The sequence below is a fragment of the Citrobacter sp. Cb028 genome, from assembly GCF_030336705.1.
Lineage (GTDB): Bacteria > Pseudomonadota > Gammaproteobacteria > Enterobacterales > Enterobacteriaceae > Citrobacter > Citrobacter braakii.
The window spans coordinates 108,744-128,057 of the sequence record NZ_JAOWCZ010000036.1 but is presented as its reverse complement, the minus strand read 5'-3'; the positions used below and the strand labels follow the sequence as shown (position 1 = coordinate 128,057).

At 53.8% G+C, this 19,314-nt stretch carries 21 protein-coding genes; 10 read left to right on the top strand and 11 right to left on the bottom strand.

Annotated features, from left to right (window positions below; all coding sequences use genetic code 11):
- Positions 1 to 71: 71 nt before the first annotated feature.
- Positions 72 to 473, bottom strand: a complete 402-nt coding sequence (gene nikR / locus OGV75_RS22695) for a nickel-responsive transcriptional regulator NikR (protein WP_005121550.1) — start codon at positions 471 to 473, stop codon at positions 72 to 74.
- A 91-nt stretch (positions 474 to 564) separates the two neighbouring features.
- Complete coding sequence (locus OGV75_RS22685; RefSeq protein WP_103928725.1) at positions 565 to 1,425, bottom strand: LysR family transcriptional regulator; 861 nt, start codon at positions 1,423 to 1,425, stop codon at positions 565 to 567.
- A 99-nt stretch (positions 1,426 to 1,524) separates the two neighbouring features.
- On the opposite strand from OGV75_RS22685, the gene OGV75_RS22680 reads away from it, so the two are divergent.
- A complete protein-coding gene (locus tag OGV75_RS22680) occupies positions 1,525 to 2,031 on the top strand; it encodes a phenolic acid decarboxylase (RefSeq protein WP_019078109.1) in 507 nt (168 codons plus the stop codon).
- Here the strand turns inward: OGV75_RS22680 and acpT are convergent.
- Both acpT and OGV75_RS22670 read right to left on the bottom strand, forming a co-directional pair.
- Complete coding sequence (gene acpT / locus OGV75_RS22675) at positions 2,023 to 2,613, bottom strand: 4'-phosphopantetheinyl transferase AcpT (RefSeq protein WP_115190084.1); 591 nt, start codon at positions 2,611 to 2,613, stop codon at positions 2,023 to 2,025. The two genes, OGV75_RS22680 and acpT, sit on opposite strands and share 9 nt — an antisense overlap.
- A gap of 62 nt (positions 2,614 to 2,675) precedes the next feature.
- A complete protein-coding gene (locus OGV75_RS22670; protein WP_286481286.1) occupies positions 2,676 to 3,725 on the bottom strand; it encodes an AI-2E family transporter in 1,050 nt (349 codons plus the stop codon).
- A 133-nt stretch (positions 3,726 to 3,858) separates the two neighbouring features.
- On the opposite strand from OGV75_RS22670, the gene OGV75_RS22665 reads away from it, so the two are divergent.
- Complete coding sequence (locus tag OGV75_RS22665; RefSeq protein WP_047358184.1) at positions 3,859 to 5,076, top strand: MFS transporter; 1,218 nt, start codon at positions 3,859 to 3,861, stop codon at positions 5,074 to 5,076.
- 3 nt (positions 5,077 to 5,079) lie between these two features.
- On the opposite strand, the gene OGV75_RS22660 is transcribed toward OGV75_RS22665, so the two are convergent.
- Both OGV75_RS22660 and OGV75_RS22655 read right to left on the bottom strand, forming a co-directional pair.
- Positions 5,080 to 5,637, bottom strand: coding sequence for a DcrB family lipoprotein (locus tag OGV75_RS22660; RefSeq protein ID WP_016154847.1), 558 nt, complete (start codon positions 5,635 to 5,637; stop codon positions 5,080 to 5,082).
- A 72-nt stretch (positions 5,638 to 5,709) separates the two neighbouring features.
- Positions 5,710 to 6,375, bottom strand: coding sequence for a 7-cyano-7-deazaguanine/7-aminomethyl-7-deazaguanine transporter (locus OGV75_RS22655; RefSeq protein ID WP_016154846.1), 666 nt, complete (start codon positions 6,373 to 6,375; stop codon positions 5,710 to 5,712).
- Positions 6,376 to 6,543: 168 nt separating this feature from the next.
- On the opposite strand from OGV75_RS22655, the gene tusA reads away from it, so the two are divergent.
- A complete protein-coding gene (gene tusA, locus OGV75_RS22650; protein ID WP_003827551.1) occupies positions 6,544 to 6,789 on the top strand; it encodes a sulfurtransferase TusA in 246 nt (81 codons plus the stop codon).
- A gap of 46 nt (positions 6,790 to 6,835) precedes the next feature.
- Here the strand turns inward: tusA and zntA are convergent, their stop codons facing one another.
- The gene (zntA, locus tag OGV75_RS22645; protein WP_286481284.1) at positions 6,836 to 9,034 is read right to left on the bottom strand and encodes a Zn(II)/Cd(II)/Pb(II) translocating P-type ATPase ZntA; all 2,199 of its coding nucleotides are present in this window, start codon (positions 9,032 to 9,034) and stop codon (positions 6,836 to 6,838) included.
- 74 nt (positions 9,035 to 9,108) lie between these two features.
- Positions 9,109 to 9,735, bottom strand: a complete 627-nt coding sequence (locus tag OGV75_RS22640) for a lysoplasmalogenase (RefSeq protein WP_016154844.1) — start codon at positions 9,733 to 9,735, stop codon at positions 9,109 to 9,111.
- A 141-nt stretch (positions 9,736 to 9,876) separates the two neighbouring features.
- Here OGV75_RS22640 and OGV75_RS22635 point away from each other — a divergent pair, with 141 nt between their 5' ends.
- Complete coding sequence (locus OGV75_RS22635; RefSeq protein WP_016154843.1) at positions 9,877 to 10,251, top strand: DUF2500 domain-containing protein; 375 nt, start codon at positions 9,877 to 9,879, stop codon at positions 10,249 to 10,251.
- Positions 10,252 to 10,335: 84 nt separating this feature from the next.
- Here OGV75_RS22635 and OGV75_RS22630 read toward each other — a convergent pair whose 3' ends face one another.
- The gene (locus tag OGV75_RS22630) at positions 10,336 to 10,611 is read right to left on the bottom strand and encodes a DUF1145 family protein (protein ID WP_016154842.1); all 276 of its coding nucleotides are present in this window, start codon (positions 10,609 to 10,611) and stop codon (positions 10,336 to 10,338) included.
- On the bottom strand, positions 10,601 to 11,197 hold the full coding sequence (gene rsmD, locus OGV75_RS22625) for a 16S rRNA (guanine(966)-N(2))-methyltransferase (RefSeq protein WP_016157666.1): 597 nt from the start codon (positions 11,195 to 11,197) through the stop codon (positions 10,601 to 10,603). Before rsmD ends, OGV75_RS22630 begins: the two co-directional genes overlap by 11 nt.
- Positions 11,198 to 11,473: 276 nt before the next feature.
- Here rsmD and ftsY point away from each other — a divergent pair, with 276 nt between their 5' ends.
- The 5 genes from ftsY (at position 11,474) to livJ (ending at position 17,203) form a co-directional block, all read left to right on the top strand.
- Positions 11,474 to 13,000 (top strand): signal recognition particle-docking protein FtsY, encoded by a 1,527-nt coding sequence (ftsY, locus tag OGV75_RS22620; protein WP_094168852.1) that lies wholly within the window; start codon positions 11,474 to 11,476, stop codon positions 12,998 to 13,000.
- A 2-nt stretch (positions 13,001 to 13,002) separates the two neighbouring features.
- Positions 13,003 to 13,671: a cell division ATP-binding protein FtsE gene (gene ftsE / locus OGV75_RS22615; protein WP_003023420.1), complete on the top strand. Its 669-nt coding sequence runs from the start codon at positions 13,003 to 13,005 to the stop codon at positions 13,669 to 13,671.
- On the top strand, positions 13,664 to 14,722 hold the full coding sequence (ftsX, locus tag OGV75_RS22610) for a permease-like cell division protein FtsX (RefSeq protein WP_016154839.1): 1,059 nt from the start codon (positions 13,664 to 13,666) through the stop codon (positions 14,720 to 14,722). Before ftsE ends, ftsX begins: the two co-directional genes overlap by 8 nt.
- A 255-nt stretch (positions 14,723 to 14,977) precedes the next feature.
- Complete coding sequence (rpoH, locus tag OGV75_RS22605) at positions 14,978 to 15,832, top strand: RNA polymerase sigma factor RpoH (protein WP_003023425.1); 855 nt, start codon at positions 14,978 to 14,980, stop codon at positions 15,830 to 15,832.
- A 267-nt stretch (positions 15,833 to 16,099) separates the two neighbouring features.
- The gene (gene livJ, locus OGV75_RS22600; protein ID WP_029139730.1) at positions 16,100 to 17,203 is read left to right on the top strand and encodes a branched chain amino acid ABC transporter substrate-binding protein LivJ; all 1,104 of its coding nucleotides are present in this window, start codon (positions 16,100 to 16,102) and stop codon (positions 17,201 to 17,203) included.
- Between the two features lie 157 nt (positions 17,204 to 17,360).
- On the opposite strand, the gene panM is transcribed toward livJ, so the two are convergent.
- On the bottom strand, positions 17,361 to 17,744 hold the full coding sequence (panM, locus tag OGV75_RS22595; RefSeq protein WP_016154837.1) for an aspartate 1-decarboxylase autocleavage activator PanM: 384 nt from the start codon (positions 17,742 to 17,744) through the stop codon (positions 17,361 to 17,363).
- 424 nt (positions 17,745 to 18,168) lie between these two features.
- Here panM and livK point away from each other — a divergent pair, with 424 nt between their 5' ends.
- Positions 18,169 to 19,278, top strand: a complete 1,110-nt coding sequence (livK, locus tag OGV75_RS22590; RefSeq protein ID WP_016154836.1) for a high-affinity branched-chain amino acid ABC transporter substrate-binding protein LivK — start codon at positions 18,169 to 18,171, stop codon at positions 19,276 to 19,278.
- The last annotated feature ends 36 nt before the right edge of the window (positions 19,279 to 19,314 follow it).

Genomic DNA, 19,314 nt, shown 5'->3' with positions numbered 1-19,314 from the left:
GCCGGAAGGCGGCTGCGCCTTACCCGGCCTACAAACGGGAATGAATGTAGGCCGGGCAACAAAACAAGCAATTACTCTTCTTTCGGCAGGCACTGCAGATGACCGTGGCGCACGCCGCGCTGGGAAATCACGTCATCGGCAAAATGCTGCACATCGCCCATGTCACCTTTTAGCACAGCGATTTCCAGACAGTCGTCATGGTTGATGTGCACGTGCAGCGTGGCGACTGATAAATCGTGGTGGTGATGTTGGGTGGAAACAATACGGCTCGCCAGGTCACGCTTCTCATGCTCATAAACATACGAGAGCACTGCGAATCCCTGAGTGCCGTGCTCCTGGGTGGTTTCCTGCGCCAGTGCGCCGCGCAGAATATCGCGGATCGCTTCGGAACGGTTGTTATAGCCACGGCGCTGGCTCAGGCTGTCGAGCGTTTCCAGTAAATCGTCATCGAGGGTAATGGTGACTCGTTGCATCTGCAATTAACCTTTCATGTGGCGCGTGGGCGCACAGGGAGTAAGGGGAATAGCGTATTTTGTAACACACGTCCGGCATCCGGGGAAAAGGTTAATGCTCTCGCAATAAACGCAGCAGGGTTGTTACCTGTTCATCCAGCGGCGCGAGCGTGTCTTTGACGATCAGATGCAGCGGGGTGGCACGGCGAGCGCCATGGCTTAACGGCAGCGGTCGTAATAGCCCCTGCTCAAGCTGCTGCTGAATTCGCTCCTCAGGCAACCAGCCGTAACCGACCTGATACATCACCGCCTCAATCGCGGCATCAATGGTCGAGAAGGTCCAGGCATCGCGCACCGCTTGCTGCGGGTTGTCGCGATCGGCAATGCGAATCAGCGGCCACGCGCGTAACGCGTCTTCATCCAGCGGCGCATCCAGCATGCAGAGCGGGTGATCGCGGTGGGCAACGGCCACGAAGTCAATATTCATCAGCCATTCGCCGCGGCCGGTGATATCCTGGCGTCGGGTCAGGACCATCACGTCCGCATCGGCATGCGCCGCCAGTCGATCGTCAGCATTCTCCAGCACTTCGGTCAAACGTACCTGCGTCTGCGGCCACGCCAGCTGAAACTGCTTGAGGATCGCGAACAGGCGTTTGCGTGGGAAGATGCTATCTACCATGAAATCCAGCCGCGTTCGCGTACCGTTTTGCAACGTTGCTGCCCGGGTTTCCACCCATAAAAAGGCCTTCAGTAACGGTTTGACCTGTCCCAACAGTAGCTCTCCCGCAGGGGTTAATACCGCCCTGCGACCTTCCGGCGTCAGCAGCGTCACGCCAAGCCGCTCCTGCAGTAGCGCCAGATTGTAGCTCACCGAAGACTGGCTACGGTTGGTCTCTTCCGCAGCTTTAGCAAAGCTGCCCAGCTCCACGACTTTCTCCAGTAAGGCCCATTGCTCCAGCGTTGTCTTGTGCATAACTCATCTAAAAATTGAATGAATATGATGTAAACATAGCGTTATTCATCCAATTTTTGAAGCGGTAAGATCCTCGCATCAAGTAAGAGGAGAACGAATATGAGCACTTTTGATAAACATGATTTGAGCGGCTTTGTCGGCAAGCATCTGGTCTATACCTACGATAATGGCTGGAATTACGAGATCTACGTGAAAAACGACACCACTCTGGATTACCGTATTCACAGCGGCATTGTGGGGAATCGTTGGGTGAAGGATCAGCGGGCGTACATTGTGCGGGTTGGCGAGAGTGTTTATAAAATTTCATGGACCGAACCGACCGGGACCGACGTCAGCCTGATCGTAAATCTGGGCGACAAACTCTTTCACGGCACCATCTTTTTCCCACGCTGGGTGATTAACAATCCGCAAAAAACGGTCTGTTTCCAGAATGACCATATTCCGCTGATGATGTCATATCGCGATGCGGGTCCGGCATATCCAACTGAGGTGATTGACGAGTTTGCGACCATCACCTTCGTGCGTGACTGTGGGGCGAACAATGACAGCGTTATTGCCTGTGCGGCCAATGAATTGCCGGAAAACTTCCCGGAAAATTTACGCTAAGGCTTCCAGACGCTGCACGGCGTCGGCGGTCAGAGTAAACGGCGTGGGGGTACACACCGCCAGGCTCAGGGTATCGAGCTGGCACTGGCTGACCGAGAGTGAGGAGGTTAGCGCGGTGCTGTCGACGCTGACAATTTGCCAGGCGCTGCCGCCACGCTGTTTCACGATAGCTTCTTTACGCGTCCAGATGCGCCAGAACGCCGCCAGCTGTTGCTCCGGGTGTTCGGCCTCAATTTCGGCATGTTCCCTGAGACTGAACACCGTATTTGCCAGCGTCTGCCAGTTATCGCGCGGGCGAACGACCTCAATATCACAGCCGACTTCCCCTTCGTCGCTGAGCAGCAGGGCAATATCATCACCGCTGTGGCTGAGATTGAACCACAGCGGTGTGTCGGCGGAAAAAGCCGGTTTTCCTTGCTCGCTGTAGACGATGTCCGGTAATGGCGAAAGAGTATGGGAAAGCAGCACGCGACCTGCCAGCCAGCGCGCACGACGAGCGCCTTGCGGGGCCTGCTCACGCAGTGCGGCAGGCAGTGCGCCAGCGCTTAAAACAGAAACTTTCCCAAGAACGATCCGGTACATATCAGGGCTAACCTTTAGTAATAATGGGGTTGTTTACCATTCTATACATGCTGTTTGCAAGTTTATCCAGGTAATCGGGTTTTGGGTCTGCCGGGTCCCAGCAAAATTGCCAGTTTGCTACCGCCTGTGGTGGTTTCCATCCAGATTTTACACACGCTGGTTAACGGCACGGAGAGCAGCATACCTACCGGACCAAGCAGCCATCCCCACACCAACAGAGAGAGAAACACGATTAGCGTCGATAATCCCAGCCGGTGCCCCATCATGCGGGGCTCGAGGATGTTGCCAATTACCATATGCACCACCAGAAACAGCGCCCCAACCAGCACACATTCGTAAACGCCGTTGAACAGCAGCGCCTGGATCATGGGTGGAACGGCGGAAATGACCGAGCCAATGTTGGGCACGTAGTTTAGCAGGAATGCCAGCACACCCCACATCAGAGCAAACTGAATCCCCATTAGCGCCAGTCCCAGCCAGACGATGACACCGGTCCATAAGCTGAGCAACGTTTTCAGCGCCAGATAGTGAGAAACACCTTTCAGCGCCCGATGGAGCCCCGCAATATGGATTTGGGGGTTGTTCAGCGCAAAGCGCAGCTTATAGGGGACATGACGCACCTCAAACAACATAAAGACCACCGTCATCACCAGCAGAACGACGCTGGCCATGGCACCGGAAAGACTTGTCATCAGCGTGGTTGTGAAGGTCATCAGCTTGTCGGAGTCCATACGTTGCAGCATGCGCTCCGGGGACATATGCAGATTCAGAAAAGGCACCATCTCTTGCAGATACAGAACCTTGCGCGTCAGCTCCTTGTTGTATTTTGGCAGCATGGCCATGAATTCAGTAATGGATGACGCCAGAACACCGATTAACGCCGTAAGAACGATCAGCATCACCACCACGACTAACGTTATCGCGACCGGCCGACGTACACCCCGGCGAATAAACCAGGTGACCAGCGGATTCAATACAATGGCAAAAAAAAGGGCCAGCAGAAGCTGTACGATGATATCCGCCGCGGCATGAATACCCGCGAGGATCACCACCAGAGCGGCCAGTTTGAGCAGAATGTGCAAACCCGTTTTATCGGGCTGGGCGGTTGTCATGTCGTCTTCCTGTTTGCGTTTTTGCATTAAGTGTAGCGGCTGGCTTGCGACTGATATTCCTAAACTGACTACTGATTTCTGCCCGGCAACATGGTAGAAATGAAACACTGTTGTGAAAACGTGGTGATCCTCCATGCCCGAACCCGTCGCTGAACCGACGCTTAGCGGTTTACGCCTTAATCTGCGTATTGTCTCTGTGGTGATGTTTAACTTCGCCAGCTACCTGACCATTGGTCTGCCGCTCGCTGTATTGCCAGGCTATGTCCATGATGTGATGGGATTTAGCGCTTTTTGGGCAGGGCTGGTCATCAGCCTGCAATATTTCGCTACGCTGCTGAGCCGTCCACATGCCGGTCGCTATGCCGACCTGCTGGGGCCAAAGAAGATTGTGGTATTCGGACTGTGTGGCTGTTTTTTAAGTGGTCTGGGCTACTTCCTGGCGGGCTTCACGAATGGCTGGCCGCTGGCCAGCCTGCTGCTGTTATGCCTGGGGCGCGTGATTCTAGGGATCGGGCAAAGCTTTGCCGGGACTGGCTCTACGCTGTGGGGGGTTGGGGTCGTTGGTTCAATGCATATCGGACGGGTGATTTCGTGGAACGGCATCGTGACCTATGGCGCGATGGCGATAGGCGCTCCGCTGGGCGTTCTGTTTTATGCCTGGGGTGGCTTACAGGGACTGGCGCTAACCGTGATGGGCGTGGCGCTGTTGGCAATACTGCTGGCGCTCCCTCGTCCGGCGGTGAAGGCCAGCAAAGGCAAACCGTTACCGTTTCGCGCGGTGCTTGGGCGTGTCTGGTTGTACGGCATGGCGCTGGCCCTGGCCTCAGCCGGATTTGGCGTGATCGCCACTTTCATTACCCTGTTTTATGATGCCAAAGGCTGGGACGGTGCCGCTTTCGCGCTGACGCTTTTTAGCTGCACGTTTGTGGGGACCCGCCTGTTATTCCCAAATGGTATCAACCGTTTAGGTGGACTAAATGTGGCGATGATCTGCTTTAGCGTCGAGATTGTTGGGCTGCTGCTGGTCGGGATGGCTTCCATGCCGTGGATGGCGAAAAGCGGCGTCCTGCTGGCCGGTGCAGGGTTCTCGCTGGTGTTCCCGGCGCTGGGCGTGGTGGCGGTAAAAGCCGTCCCGCAGCAAAATCAGGGCGCTGCGCTGGCGACGTATACAGTGTTTATGGATTTATCACTGGGAGTTACGGGGCCGCTGGCCGGGCTGGTCATGACGTGGGCGGGCGTGCCGGTTATCTATCTGGCGGCGGCAGGGCTGGTGGCGGTGGCGTTATTGCTGACCTGGCGATTAAAAAAACGGCCTCAGGTGGTGTCACCGGAGGCCGAGTCATCGTCTTAACCGTTACTGGATAACCAGCGTGTTAATGATGTTTTCTGCGGTAGTCTGCGCTTTTTGCTGATCGTCAGCAGGCAGCGTGATTTGCAGAGTCAGCAGTTGGTTATCGACTTTACCCAACACCACGGAAGAGTAAGCGGTCTGGCCTTTGGCCGAGATGATGCTGTCTAACTGCTGCAGCGTGTGGCCTTTCAGCTCAATAGATTTATTGGTGACGACCTGCAACTGCGGGTCGCGGCTACGCTGCTGATCTTCCAGGCGTTTTGCCAGCACAGCCAGGTCTTCGTTGGTATTGTCGCCAACAATCACAATCACCGCTTTCTGGCCGGTTGCGTCAGAATAAACGTGCATATTGTTCGCCTGGGTGCCCAGTTTGCCGCTCTGATCGGTCATATCCGCTGGCAGGGAAAAACTGAGTTTACCGTCCAGCAAGCTGACCGGTTGTCCGGTGGCGCTACTTTCTGCGGCAGCACCCTCTGCTGGCGCTTTTGTATCGCTATTATCACAGGCCGCAAGCCCCATAACCAGCAGGCCAATACCGACATATTTAACCAGATTGCGCATTGACTTCTTCCTTTCGATAAACGGCCATAACGGCTCATTCGTCCATCTTATCACAACTCGGAAAATGAACCTTTAACTCGTCTGCAATGCAGCGATTTCGGATTTATCTGCCAGCCTTTTCAGTAACATATTCAGCAGCACGCCGTACATCGGCAGGAAGAAAATAATGCTGATCAGCACTTTGAAGCAGTAGTCAACCAGCGCGATTTCCATCCAGTGCTCGGCCATAAAGGCATCTGGGCTGCGCCAGAAAGCGATAAAGAAGAAGGCTAACGTATCGCTGATGTTGCCAAACAGCGTGGAAGCCGTTGGCGCCAGCCACCAGCGACGGTTCTGACGTAGGCGGTTAAAGACATGCACATCCAGAATTTGACCCAGCGCGTAAGCCATAAAGCTGGCGGCGGCGATACGGGCGACAAACAGATTAAAGTGCAGCAGTGCGCCGAATCCCTGCCACGATCCCATATAGAACAGTGATGAAACGACATAGGAGATCAGCAGCGCGGGGATCATTACCGCAAAGATGATACGTCGTGCCAACGGTGCGCCAAAAATACGCACGGTCAGATCGGTCGCGAGGAAAATAAACGGAAAGCTGAAAGCGCCCCATGTGGTATGGAAACCAAAAATGGAGATCGGTAGCTGCACCAGATAGTTGCTGGAGGTGATCACCAGCAGATGAAATAGCGATAGCCAAAACAACGCTTTTACGCGTTGAGATTGTGTAAACGGAGTCATATTGTGACCTTTTTGTTGGATGGGGTGAGGGAACCCAATAAAAAACCGTCGCATGATACTGCTTTAAGAGCACATTGCAATGGTTGTTTTTCACGCAATCGTTAACCTGATTGGCTTACGCCACAACAGAGCGTAAAATAACGCCGTTTTTGAATGAACGAGACTACGATGAGCGATCTGTTTACCTCTCCCGACCATACTCTTGATGCCCAGGGGCTGCGCTGCCCGGAACCCGTAATGATGGTGCGTAAAACCGTGCGCGGCATGCAGGCGGGTGAAACGCTGCTGATTGTCGCCGACGATCCGGCGACAACCCGTGACATTCCCGGCTTCTGTACCTTTATGGAGCATGAGCTGGTAGCAAAAGAGACCGATTCTCTGCCGTACCGCTATCTGGTGCGCAAAGGCCAGTAATCTCAGCCGGATGGCGCTAATGCAACTGCCGTCCGGCACAGACGCATTATCCTTTACGTAGTAACCGCAGCGCGTTAGCGGTCACCAGTACCGTCGCCCCCGTATCTGCCAGCACCGCCAGCCACAGTCCGGTTATCCCGAGCAGCGTGGTGACGAGGAAAATCCCCTTCAGGCCTAGCGCAATCGCAATGTTCTGGCGAATATTGGCGTGGGTGGCGCGGGCTAACTGAATCATTTGCACCAGACCACGCAGGCGGTTGTGGGTCAGGGCGGCATCGGCGGTTTCCAGGGCGACATCGGTCCCGCTTCCCATCGCAATGCCAATGGTGGCTGCTTTCATTGCCGGAGCGTCGTTGATGCCGTCGCCGACCATCGCCAGCGGCGACTGTTGGTTAAGATGGGTAACGGCCTGTACTTTATCTTCCGGTAATAGACCCGCTTTGAATTCGAGACCCAATTCACTGGCAATAGCTGCCGCCGCTCGTGGGTTATCGCCCGTCAGAATCACCCCTTTCACGCCAATCTGATTAAGCTCGCTGATGGCGCTACGGGCGTCGTCGCGCAGCGTGTCCTGTAGAGCCAGCACGCCGAGAACGGCATCGTTACGCAGCACCAGCACCACCGTTTGACCCGCGCTTTCCAGCTCGCTTATCTGCCCGGCAAAAGCATCGGCAGGCTGCTTACCGGCGGCGCAAATCAGCACGCGTTCACCGTTGACCAGTGCTTCAATGCCAGAGCCAACCAGCGCCCGCTGATCTTTTGCGACAGGGATAGTCAGTTCGCGCGTTTGGGCTTCCCGAACAATCGCCTGCGCCAGCGGGTGCGTCGCGCCTTGCTCTACTGCTGCCGCCAGCGCCAGCAGTTCTGCCTCGCCAATACCGCTTGCCGGGTGAATCGCCGTGACGCGCGGTTTACCGACGGTCAGGGTGCCGGTTTTATCAAACGCGACCTGCGTTACCCTACCCAACTGCTCCAGCGCGGCCCCGCCTTTGATTAACGCGCCACGACGCGCCGCGGCGGCAAGGCCAGAGGTAATGGCTGCGGGTGTGGAAATCACCAGCGCACATGGACAGCCAATCAGCAGCAGCGTCAGCCCTTTATAAATCCACTCCTGCCAGGATGCGGCAAACAGCAGCGGTGGTACAAGGGTGACCAACAACGCAACCGCCATAATGGCTGGGGTGTAAATCCGGCTGAAACGGTCAATAAAGCGCTCAATGGGGGCGCGGCGTTCTTCCGCTTCTTCAATCAATTTCAGAATACGGTCAATGGCGCTGGCACCCGGTTCGGAGAGTACTTCCAGCGTTACCAGACGGTCCACGCTGGTGGCGCCCGCCGGGACTTTCTCGCCGGTGGCGCGCTCAACCGGTATCGATTCGCCGGTCAGGGCGCTTTCATCAAAGCTGGCAAATCCGGAGACCAGCTTGCCATCGGCAGGTAAACGCCCACCCGCGGCAACCTCGATAACATCGCCTGGCTGGAGAGTATTGATAGCAACCTCTTCGCGCTCGCCGTTACGCAGGCGCGTGGCGGTTTCCGGCTTGAGCGCCATCAGTGCGCTGACCCCTTTACGGGCGCGGCTGGCGGCCCATCCTTCCAGGCGTTCGCCAATTAAAAACAGCAGCAGCACCATGGCGGATTCTGCCGTCGCGCCGATAAACAGTGCGCCAATGGCAGCCACGCTCATCAACGTTTCAATGGCAAAGTAGCTGCCGGTTTTCATCAGACGCAGGGCCTGACGGGCAATGGGATACAGACCTACCAGAGTGGTGGCGATAAATGCTATCTGGCCAAAGGGGTGATTGAACTGCTCCAGCCCCCAGCTAATCGCCATCATGATAATCAGCGAAATCAGCGGCAGGTTCTCTTTAAACCGCGACTCGGGGGCGGCGTCTGGCGCTTGCTCATCGCGCAGGGTATAGCCTGCCTTTTGCACTGCGCTTTCAACTTGCAGGCGGATATCAGAATCCGCGTCGACTACCAGTTTTTCGGTGGCGAACAGAACCTGGACCTGGTTGACGCCGTTGACCTGGCGGACCGCATTCTCCACTTTTCGGGCGCAGGCTGCACAGTCCATGCCTGCCACTTTCCAGGAGTAGCGGGTACCCATTACGGTACCGGATACGGGTGGTGGGGTGGAGCAACTTCCTTCGCAGCAGCAGTCGTCAGCCTTTTGTGGCGCAGGCGCTAGCTTGAAAGAAGAAAATTGTGGGGCTTTTTTGCCACTGGAATCGGGTGTCGACATGGCATCCTCCGGTTGATAATCATTTCATATTAACCGGAGGATACACTCTGGAGTCGACTCCAGAGTCAAGCGTTTTAAAGATACAACGAACGAACAATCAGGAAATGTCCGGCGAAGTAGCAGGCGGCAGCAATTGCGTTATCGGCGCGGAAGCGGCGACGGTAATGGCTACCCAGCCAGACAATGTTGCCGATAAACAGGAGTGATGCGCCCATAAAGGCCGACAGCGCCGGAGCGGTCGGGCGGAAGAACCACAGCTCACCAGCCATCCAGACCATCATCAGCGTGATACCAATAAAGGTACAGATAGCGATGCGTAGCTCTTCCAGACGCGTCCAGATCACGGCAATCAGCAACGCCCCCAGCACCACCAGCACCAACGGCAAAGGCCAGAAGAACGACAGCGTCATTTGGCTGGCGAAGTAAATGGTATACAGCAGATGCGACAGGAAGAATGCCCCCACGGCATACAAAAGGCGTTGGCGCGGTAACAGCGTCAGCGCATCGCCCAGCAGCGAGGCAAGCAGGCCAGCCAGCACCAGATAGCTGACAGCATTAAACATTGGCGCCTGCCAGGCCAGCAGCGCCAGCAGGAGTAAGGTTAGGGGTTTAAAGACCCAGCGTTGCCAGGCGGGCCCACGATAGGAAGCATCCACGAACAACCATGCGGAAAGGCAGACAGCGATAAACGACCAAAGCATCTTAGTTCCTTGAATTCGTTATTTTTTCGTAAGCGGGGTGCTCACGGCTCTACTGTTCAGTGTAGAGGTCGACACTGCCAGATGACAACACCATAACAGGCAATGTATGCTTATTTCCGCATTTTCTGATGGGTTAATAATATGAGCAAACCACCACTTTTCTTCATTGTTATCATTGTATTAATCGTTGTTGCTGCGTCGTTTCGCTTCGTTCAGCAGCGGCGTGAAAAAGCCGATAATGATACTGCGCCGTTAGTGCAAAAGCAGGTGGTGGTGAGTAACAAACGGGAAAAACCGCTTAACGATCGGCGATCCCGCCAGCAGGAAGTGAGCCCGGCGGGGACCAGCATGCGCTATGAAGTCAGTTTTAAGCCACAAAGTGGCGGCTTCGAGCAGACGTTTCGTCTGGATGCCCAGCAGTACCATGCGTTAACGGTCGGGGATAAGGGAACGCTGAGTTATAAAGGTTCGCGTTTTGTTGATTTTACAGTGAACGCTAAGGTTTCATCTGACTGATGCCGGATGGCGGCTTACGCTTTGTCCGGCCTGGAGATTTTGTCGCCCCGGCCTGCTAAGCGCCGCCGGGCGAAAAGATCACAGTTACTTTTTCAACTGATCTTTAATCTTCTTCTGCCAAACCAGTAACTCAAAGACGCCGAACAGAAAAATACGGATTTTCTCTCCGCGGGTCATCTGCGGGCCATCTTTAGGCATGGTGCTTTTTAACAGCGCCAGTTGCATGCCATGCATCAGCACCATAAAAATCAGTGCGACGTTAACGAAGATGTTAAGCGGGCGTGGAAAGGGTTGGAAAATATTGAGTAGTAAAAATGCCCAGACGCACAACATCAGCAGGCGTCCCAGGTTAATCAGCATCGTGTTCTCCTCGTGCTTCTCGTTGGTAAAGGCGATAGGCGACCTGTCCGGCGACTTTTTCGCGGTACAGCGACCAGTTCACCGGAACCGGCGGCAAACCGTTTTCTACTTCGCTTTCAACGTAAATATACGCTTCATTTGCCAGCCAGCCATGAGTTTCCAGAAGAGTTAATGTTTCTTCCAGTAATCCTTTGCGAAACGGCGGGTCAACAAACACCACGTTATGCGGCGTACCCGTCTGGGCCAAAAATGTCAGGGTATTGGTGTTGACGACCCGGGCATGGGGGGCTTTCAGCGTGGCGAGATTGTTTTGTAGCTGCTGTGATACCGCGCGATCCATTTCCAGAAGCGTCGCATTTGCCGCATAGCGAGAGAGGGCTTCCAGCCCCAGCGCGCCGCTGCCGGCGAAGCAGTCCAGGCAGTGAGCATCGACCATTACCGGGGCCAGCCAGTTAAATAAGGTTTCGCGTACGCGGTCGGTGGTTGGGCGCAGACCGGGACTATCCGGCACCGGGAGTTTACGGCCACGCCATTGACCACCAATAATGCGGATCTGGCCGCTACCAGAGTGATTCGGTTTTTTCATTTCAATTATTGCTCAATCCGCTGCTGACGTGTCATTCCAGGCGGTGATGTGAGTTAAGTTAACCCGTCGCCTTTCAAGTTACCTCTTCGTTGGCTGCACTTACTCACCCGAATCACTTACTAAAAGTAAGCTCATCGGGATTCGTGCGCTTGCCGCCTTGACGTAACTCGAAATTCATTGGGTATAAGTGATAGACTATTTCATCATTTTTTTAGCTGCTATGTACATAGCGTTGACGCTGTGCCATGAAGCAACAGCGGGGGAGTGTAGTCGCAAATGGCGAAAGAGAAAAAACGTGGCTTTTTTTCCTGGCTGGGCTTTGGTCAAAAAGAGCAGGCACCGGAAAACGAGACAGAATTAAAAAACGAAGAACAACAACCGGTTGCTGAAGAAACTACCGTCGTTGACGAACAGCCGCACGCCGAGGAAACCCGTAGTGAGGCGGAAACGGAAGCTTTTGCAGCTGAAGTTGTTGAAGTGACTGAACAGGTTGCGGAAATCGAAAAACTGCAGTCGGAAGCAGAACCTGTTGCCGAACAACCGCAGCCGGAGATTGAGCGGGTTGCTGAACCCGCTGCTGAACCCGTAGTGGAAACGCCAGCGGCGACGGTTATCGAACGCGAAGAATTGCCGCTGCCGGAAGAGGTGAAAACCGAAGAGGTTTCTGCCGAAGAGTGGCAGGCCGAAGCGGAAACCGTGGAAATCGTTGAGGCGGTTGAAGAGGAAGCCGAAAACGAACCGCACCTGACTGATGAAGAGCTGGAAGCGCAGGCGCTGGCTGCTGAGGCAACTGAAGAAGCCGTGATGGTGGTGCCGGTAGAAGAACCTGCCGTAGAAGCACCGACAGAAGAAGAGGGAGTCCAGGAGCAGGAAAAACCAACGAAAGAAGGTTTCTTTGCGCGTCTGAAACGCAGCCTCCTGAAAACAAAAGAAAACCTTGGTTCCGGATTTATCAGTCTGTTCCGTGGTAAAAAGATCGACGATGATCTGTTTGAAGAGCTGGAAGAGCAACTGCTGATCGCCGACGTGGGCGTAGAAACGACCCGCAAGATTATTGCGAATCTGACGGAAGGTGCCAGCCGTAAGCAGCTCAAAGACGCGGAAGCGCTGTACGGCCTGTTGAAAGAAGAGATGGGCGAGATTCTGGCGAAGGTGGAAGAACCGCTGAATGTTGATGGCAAGACGCCGTTTGTTATCTTAATGGTTGGCGTCAACGGCGTGGGTAAAACCACCACTATCGGAAAGCTGGCGCGTCAGTTTGAGCAGCAGGGTAAATCGGTGATGCTGGCGGCGGGCGATACCTTCCGTGCGGCGGCGGTAGAGCAGCTGCAGGTCTGGGGTCAGCGTAACAACATCCCGGTGATTGCTCAGCATACCGGCGCGGATTCCGCGTCCGTCATCTTTGATGCTATCCAGGCGGCGAAGGCGCGTAATGTAGATGTGCTGATCGCTGATACCGCAGGGCGTTTGCAGAACAAATCGCACCTGATGGAAGAATTGAAAAAAATCGTTCGCGTCATGAAGAAGCTCGACGAAGATGCGCCACATGAAGTTATGCTGACTATCGACGCCAGCACCGGGCAGAATGCGATAAGCCAGGCCAAACTGTTCCATGAAGCCGTGGGCTTAACCGGTATCACCCTGACTAAGCTGGACGGTACAGCGAAGGGCGGGGTCATCTTCTCGGTTGCCGATCAGTTTGGCATCCCTATCCGTTATATCGGTGTGGGCGAACGTATCGAGGATTTACGTCCGTTTAAAGCGGACGATTTTATAGAGGCACTTTTTGCCCGAGAGGATTAACAATGATTCGCTTTGAACATGTCAGCAAGGCCTATCTCGGTGGGAGACAAGCGCTGCAGGGAGTTACCTTCCATATGCAGCCTGGCGAGATGGCATTTCTGACCGGCCACTCTGGCGCGGGGAAAAGTACCCTGCTGAAGCTGATTTGTGGAATTGAACGGCCCAGCGCCGGGAAAATCTACTTCAGCGGGCATGACATCAGCCGTTTGAAAAACCGTGAAGTGCCGTTTCTGCGTCGTCAGATTGGCATGATTTTTCAGGATCACCACCTGTTGATGGACAGAACCGTGTTTGACAACGTGGCAATCCCGCTGATCATCGCGGGCGCCAGCGGGGACGATATTCGTCGTCGCGTGTCAGCGGCGCTGGATAAGGTCGGACTGTTGGACAAAGCGAAAAACTTCCCTATTCAGCTCTCCGGCGGTGAACAACAGCGCGTGGGCATCGCCCGTGCGGTGGTGAATAAACCGGCGGTATTGCTGGCGGATGAACCAACAGGGAACCTGGATGACGCGTTGTCGGAAGGGATCCTTCGCCTGTTTGAAGAGTTTAACCGCGTCGGGGTCACGGTATTAATGGCCACGCACGATATTGGCCTGATCTCCCGTCGCTCCTATCGCCAAATGGTTCTGAGCGATGGACATCTGCATGGAGGCCTGGCCCATGAATAGACGTGACGCTATTAATCAAATCAAACAGTTCGGTGGCCGACTGGATCGCTTCCGTAAATCGGGCGGCGCGCCGGGAGATGGCGGTCGTAACGCGCCAAAGCGGGCGAAAGCCGCGCCAAAGCCGAACTCGCGTAAAACCAATGTCTTTAACGAGCAGGTACGCTACGCGTTCCAGGGCGCGTTACAGGACCTGAAAAGCAAGCCGCTGGCGACGTTCCTGACGGTGATGGTTATTGCCATCTCCCTGACGCTGCCAAGCGTATGCTACATGGTTTATAAGAACGTCGACCATGCGGCAAGCCAGTATTATCCTTCTCCGCAGATCACCGTTTACTTGCAAAAAACGCTGGATGATGATGCAGCGGCGCGGGTGGTTGGTCAGTTGCAGGCCGAGCAGGGCGTGGAGAAAGTGAATTATCTTTCCCGCGATGACGCGCTGGGCGAATTCCGTAACTGGTCCGGCTTTGGCGGCGCGCTGGATATGCTGGAAGAGAACCCGCTACCGGCCGTGGCGGTAGTTATCCCGAAACTGGACTTCCAGGGCACGGAGTCGCTGAACACGCTGCGCGACCGTATCGCACAAATCAACGGTATTGATGAAGTGCGCATGGATGACAGCTGGTTTGCCCGTCTGGCGGCGCTGACGGGCCTTGTCGGACGCGTCTCCGCGATGATTGGCGTGCTGATGGTAGCGGCGGTCTTCCTCGTCATCGGTAACAGTGTGCGGCTGAGTATTTTTGCGCGTCGCGATACCATTAACGTGCAGAAACTGATTGGCGCGACGGATGGGTTTATCCTGCGTCCGTTCCTCTACGGCGGTGCGCTGCTCGGTTTTTCCGGCGCATTTCTTTCACTAATTTTGTCAGAAATTTTGGTGATGCGCCTGTCGTCAGCGGTTACTGAGGTGGCGCAGGTTTTTGGAACTAAGTTTGATATCAACGGCTTATCATTCGACGAATGCCTGTTATTACTGCTGGTGTGCTCGATGATTGGCTGGGTGGCAGCCTGGCTTGCCACGGTTCAACATTTACGCCACTTTACCCCCGATTAAAAAATCTCTGGTATAATCTTTCCCTGCACTGAGTAGTTCGCTCTGCAGGGAAAGAGTCCCTGTTATCTCTTCCCGGCGTATTCATTGTGATGTCACATTTTGTGCGTAATCTATACACATTACGACATGGAACTTGTGGATAAAATCACTGTCTGATAAAAGATTGAATGATATTCTCGTTGCTCATAAGCTCTGGCATGGTTGTTGCTAATGGTTTTAGCCAACGCGTCAGATGAAAAGATTGAGAGGATTTGAATGACCAAAGAAATGCAAAATTTAGCTTTAGCCCCTGTTGGTAACCTGGAATCTTACATCCGGGCTGCGAACGCGTGGCCGATGTTGTCGGCTGACGAGGAGCGGGCACTGGCTGAAAAGCTGCATTACCAGGGCGATCTGGAAGCAGCTAAAACGCTGATCCTGTCTCACCTGCGCTTTGTTGTTCATGTTGCTCGTAATTATGCGGGCTATGGCCTGCCGCAGGCGGATCTGATTCAGGAAGGTAATATCGGCCTGATGAAAGCCGTGCGCCGTTTCAACCCGGAAGTGGGTGTGCGCCTGGTTTCTTTCGCCGTGCACTGGATCAAAGCTGAGATCCACGAATACGTTCTGCGTAACTGGCGTATCGTAAAAGTCGCGACCACCAAAGCGCAGCGTAAGCTGTTCTTTAACCTGCGTAAAACCAAGCAGCGTCTGGGCTGGTTCAATCAGGACGAAGTTGAAATGGTTGCTCGTGAGCTGGGTGTTTCCAGCAAAGACGTGCGCGAAATGGAATCCCGTATGGCGGCGCAGGACATGACGTTTGACATGTCTTCAGACGACGAGTCTGACAGCCAGCCGATGGCGCCGGTTCTGTATCTGCAGGATAAATCATCTAACTTTGCCGACGGCATTGAAGAAGATAACTGGGAAGATCAGGCCGCGAACAAACTGACCCACGCAATGGAGGGTCTGGACGAGCGTAGCCAGGACATCATTCGCGCCCGTTGGCTGGACGAAGACAACAAGTCGACGTTGCAAGAACTGGCCGATCGCTACGGCGTCTCTGCTGAACGTGTTCGTCAGCTTGAAAAGAACGCCATGAAAAAACTGCGTGCGGCGATCGAAGCGTAATCTTCCGCCGACCTGGAAATGCTGATAAACCCTGGATGAAAATCCGGGGTTTTTTGTTTTTATCTCTCCCTCTCCTCTGACGTTTATGCTATTTGTCATCAGGTTGTTATCTGCATGTCAAATTTAGCTATTCCAAAATAATAAAAATCGGGTATGTTTTAGCAGAGTATGCTGCTAAAGCACGGATGGCTATCCAATAATCGAAATAAAGTGCTGAACAACAACATCACAACACACGTAATAACCACAATAATGGGGATTGTCAGGATGAATATGAAGGGTAAAGCGTTATTGGCAGGATGTATCGCCCTGTCTTTGAGCAATATGGCGTTTGCTAAGGATATTAAAGTTGCCGTCGTCGGGGCGATGTCTGGCCCGGTAGCACAATATGGCGATCAGGAATTTACCGGCGCAGAGCAGGCAATTGCGGATATCAACGCCAAGGGCGGCGTGAAAGGTGACAAACTGGTCATGGTGAAATATGACGATGCCTGTGACCCGAAACAAGCGGTAGCGGTTGCGAACAAAGTGGTCAACGACGGGATTAAATACGTAATCGGTCACCTTTGCTCTTCTTCCACTCAGCCTGCGTCAGACATCTATGAAGACGAAGGTATTCTGATGATCACTCCAGCGGCAACGGCGCCGGAGCTGACCGCGCGCGGCTATAGCCTGGTAATGCGTACCACTGGTCTGGATTCCGATCAGGGCCCAACGGCCGCCAAATATATCGTTGAAAAAGTGAAGCCGCAGCGCATCGCGATTATTCATGATAAGCAGCAGTACGGTGAAGGCCTGGCCCGCGCGGTGCAGGATGGCCTGAAAAAGGGTAACGCCAACGTGGTGTTCTTTGACGGGATCACCGCCGGGGAAAAAGATTTTTCTACGCTGGTAGCGCGTTTGAAGAAAGAGAATATCGATTTCGTTTACTACGGCGGTTACCACCCGGAAATGGGGCAAATCCTGCGCCAGGCACGCGCCGCGGGTCTGAAAACCCAGTTTATGGGGCCAGAAGGTGTAGCGAACGTGTCGCTGTCTAACATCGCCGGTGAATCTGCAGAAGGCTTACTGGTAACGAAACCGAAGAACTACGACCAGGTTCCAGCGAACAAACCCATCGTAGATGCTATCAAAGCCAAGAAACAGGATCCGAGCGGCGCATTCGTATGGACCACCTACGCCGCGCTGCAATCTTTGCAGGCAGGTCTGAACCAGTCTGACGATCCGGCTGAAATTGCCAAGTATCTGAAAGCAAACTCAGTGGAAACCGTGATGGGGCCGCTGTCATGGGATGCGAAGGGCGACCTGAAAGGCTTCGAATTCGGCGTGTTTGACTGGCATGCAAACGGGACGGCGACAGACGCCAAGTGATTTTCCCGGCGCCTTTCGTGCCGCAGGTGTGTTGGCTGCGTTATTCAACCCCGGTCACTTACTTATGTAAGCTCCGGGGATTTTATAACTTGCCGCCTGCCTGCAACACAAAATTCTTGGGAAAATACTCATAATACAATTGGTTGGGGGCGGTTTTCTACCGTTTCTCCCAGCCATTCTCCTGGGCCGTAAATCCTAACACCTGCATAAATGCGGCCATCACGCTGCGGTCTTCAACGCCGACGTCGGCCATCCACCACGAACTCACGTCAGGGTTTTCCCGGATCACTTCTTCGATCAAATACTGCCCGACGCCGCGACGGCGGGTGATATCGCGCACGCGCAATGAATCCAGTGCGCCTTGTGTGCCGCTCAGGGTTACCCGCACGGCGCCTAACAGACGCTCGTTAAAGCGTGCGGCGTAGATCCGGTGCGTTTCATCTACGCTTAATGATGAGGCGGAATATTCCGGCCAGATTTTGCCCAGATCAATCAGGTCCTGGTCGCTAAAGTTATCTAAACGAACGATGGTCAGCTTCATTAACAGCATGTCCAAATCACAAAAGATGGAATCAGTGTACCGAAATAATTCGCCCGGATGCTTTCTCTTTTTAATGCGATTAACCAGGTTAATAGTTTTGTAACAACGACAATGACAGATTGAAACAGTAGAGATTGAAAAACAGGCAGGATAATACCCTGGAATGCAGCATTTTATTCCGCTCTTTGTGCCGTTATTTTATGCTGACAAATGCACTTTTTTTTGTTTATCTATAGTGAAAAGCAGAATATTATCTTTTCTTAATCGACTGAAAAATAGAGATTTTAGCCGTAATTTGCTTAAAAAACTGCGCTAAACCATTAACGAGACTGGTAAAAATAGTACAGTTCAAAAAAAGCACAGTCTGCTTTTTAACCACATAAATACAAAATATATACATCATCACGAATGGGGATTCAGGAAAATGAAACGGAATGCGAAAACAATCATCGCAGGGGTGATAGCACTGGCAATGTCACACGCGGTCATGGCGGAGGATATCAAGGTCGCTGTTGTCGGGGCGATGTCAGGTCCGGTCGCGCAGTGGGGTGATATGGAATTTAATGGCGCACGTCAGGCCATTAAAGATATCAATGCCAAAGGCGGGGTCAAAGGCGACAAACTGGTTGCCGTCGAATATGACGACGCCTGCGATCCGAAACAGGCCGTTGCGGTAGCGAACAAAATCGTCAATGACGGCATTCAGTACGTTATTGGTCATCTGTGCTCATCCTCCACGCAGCCCGCATCAGATATCTATGAAGACGAAGGCATTCTGATGATTTCCCCGGGCGCGACCAACCCGGAACTTACCCAGCGCGGTTACGCACACATTATGCGTACAGCGGGCCTGGACTCCTCTCAGGGGCCGACCGCCGCGAAATACATTCTGGAGAAGGTGAAGCCGCAACGCATCGCCATCATTCACGATAAACAGCAATACGGTGAAGGCCTGGCGCGTTCAGTTCAGGAGAGCCTGAAAGCGGGCAAAGCCAATATCGTCTTCTTTGACGGGATCACTGCCGGGGAAAAAGATTTTTCTGCGCTGATCGCCCGCCTGAAAAAAGAAAATATCGATTTTGTTTATTACGGCGGCTACTACCCGGAAATGGGACAAATGTTGCGCCAGGCACGCTCCGTCGGGCTGAATACCCAGTTTATGGGACCTGAGGGCGTGGGCAATGCGTCGCTGTCTAACATTGCCGGCGATGCCGCTGAAGGCATGCTGGTGACCATGCCAAAACGCTATGACCAGGATCCGGCGAATAAAGCTATCGTCGATGCGCTCAAAGCTGACAAGAAAGATCCAACCGGTCCGTACGTGTGGATCACTTATGCAGCCGTCCAGTCATTGGCGACAGCAATGGATCGCAGCGGTAGCAAAGAGCCGTTGGAGCTGGTGAAAGATCTGAAAGCACACGGGGCTGACACCGTGATTGGGCCGCTGAAATGGGACGAAAAAGGCGATTTGAAGGGATTTGAGTTTGGTGTCTTCCAGTGGCACGCGGACGGATCATCGACCGTCGCGAAGTAATAGCTGAAGACGAGTTATCCCACCGCCCGTGCAAAA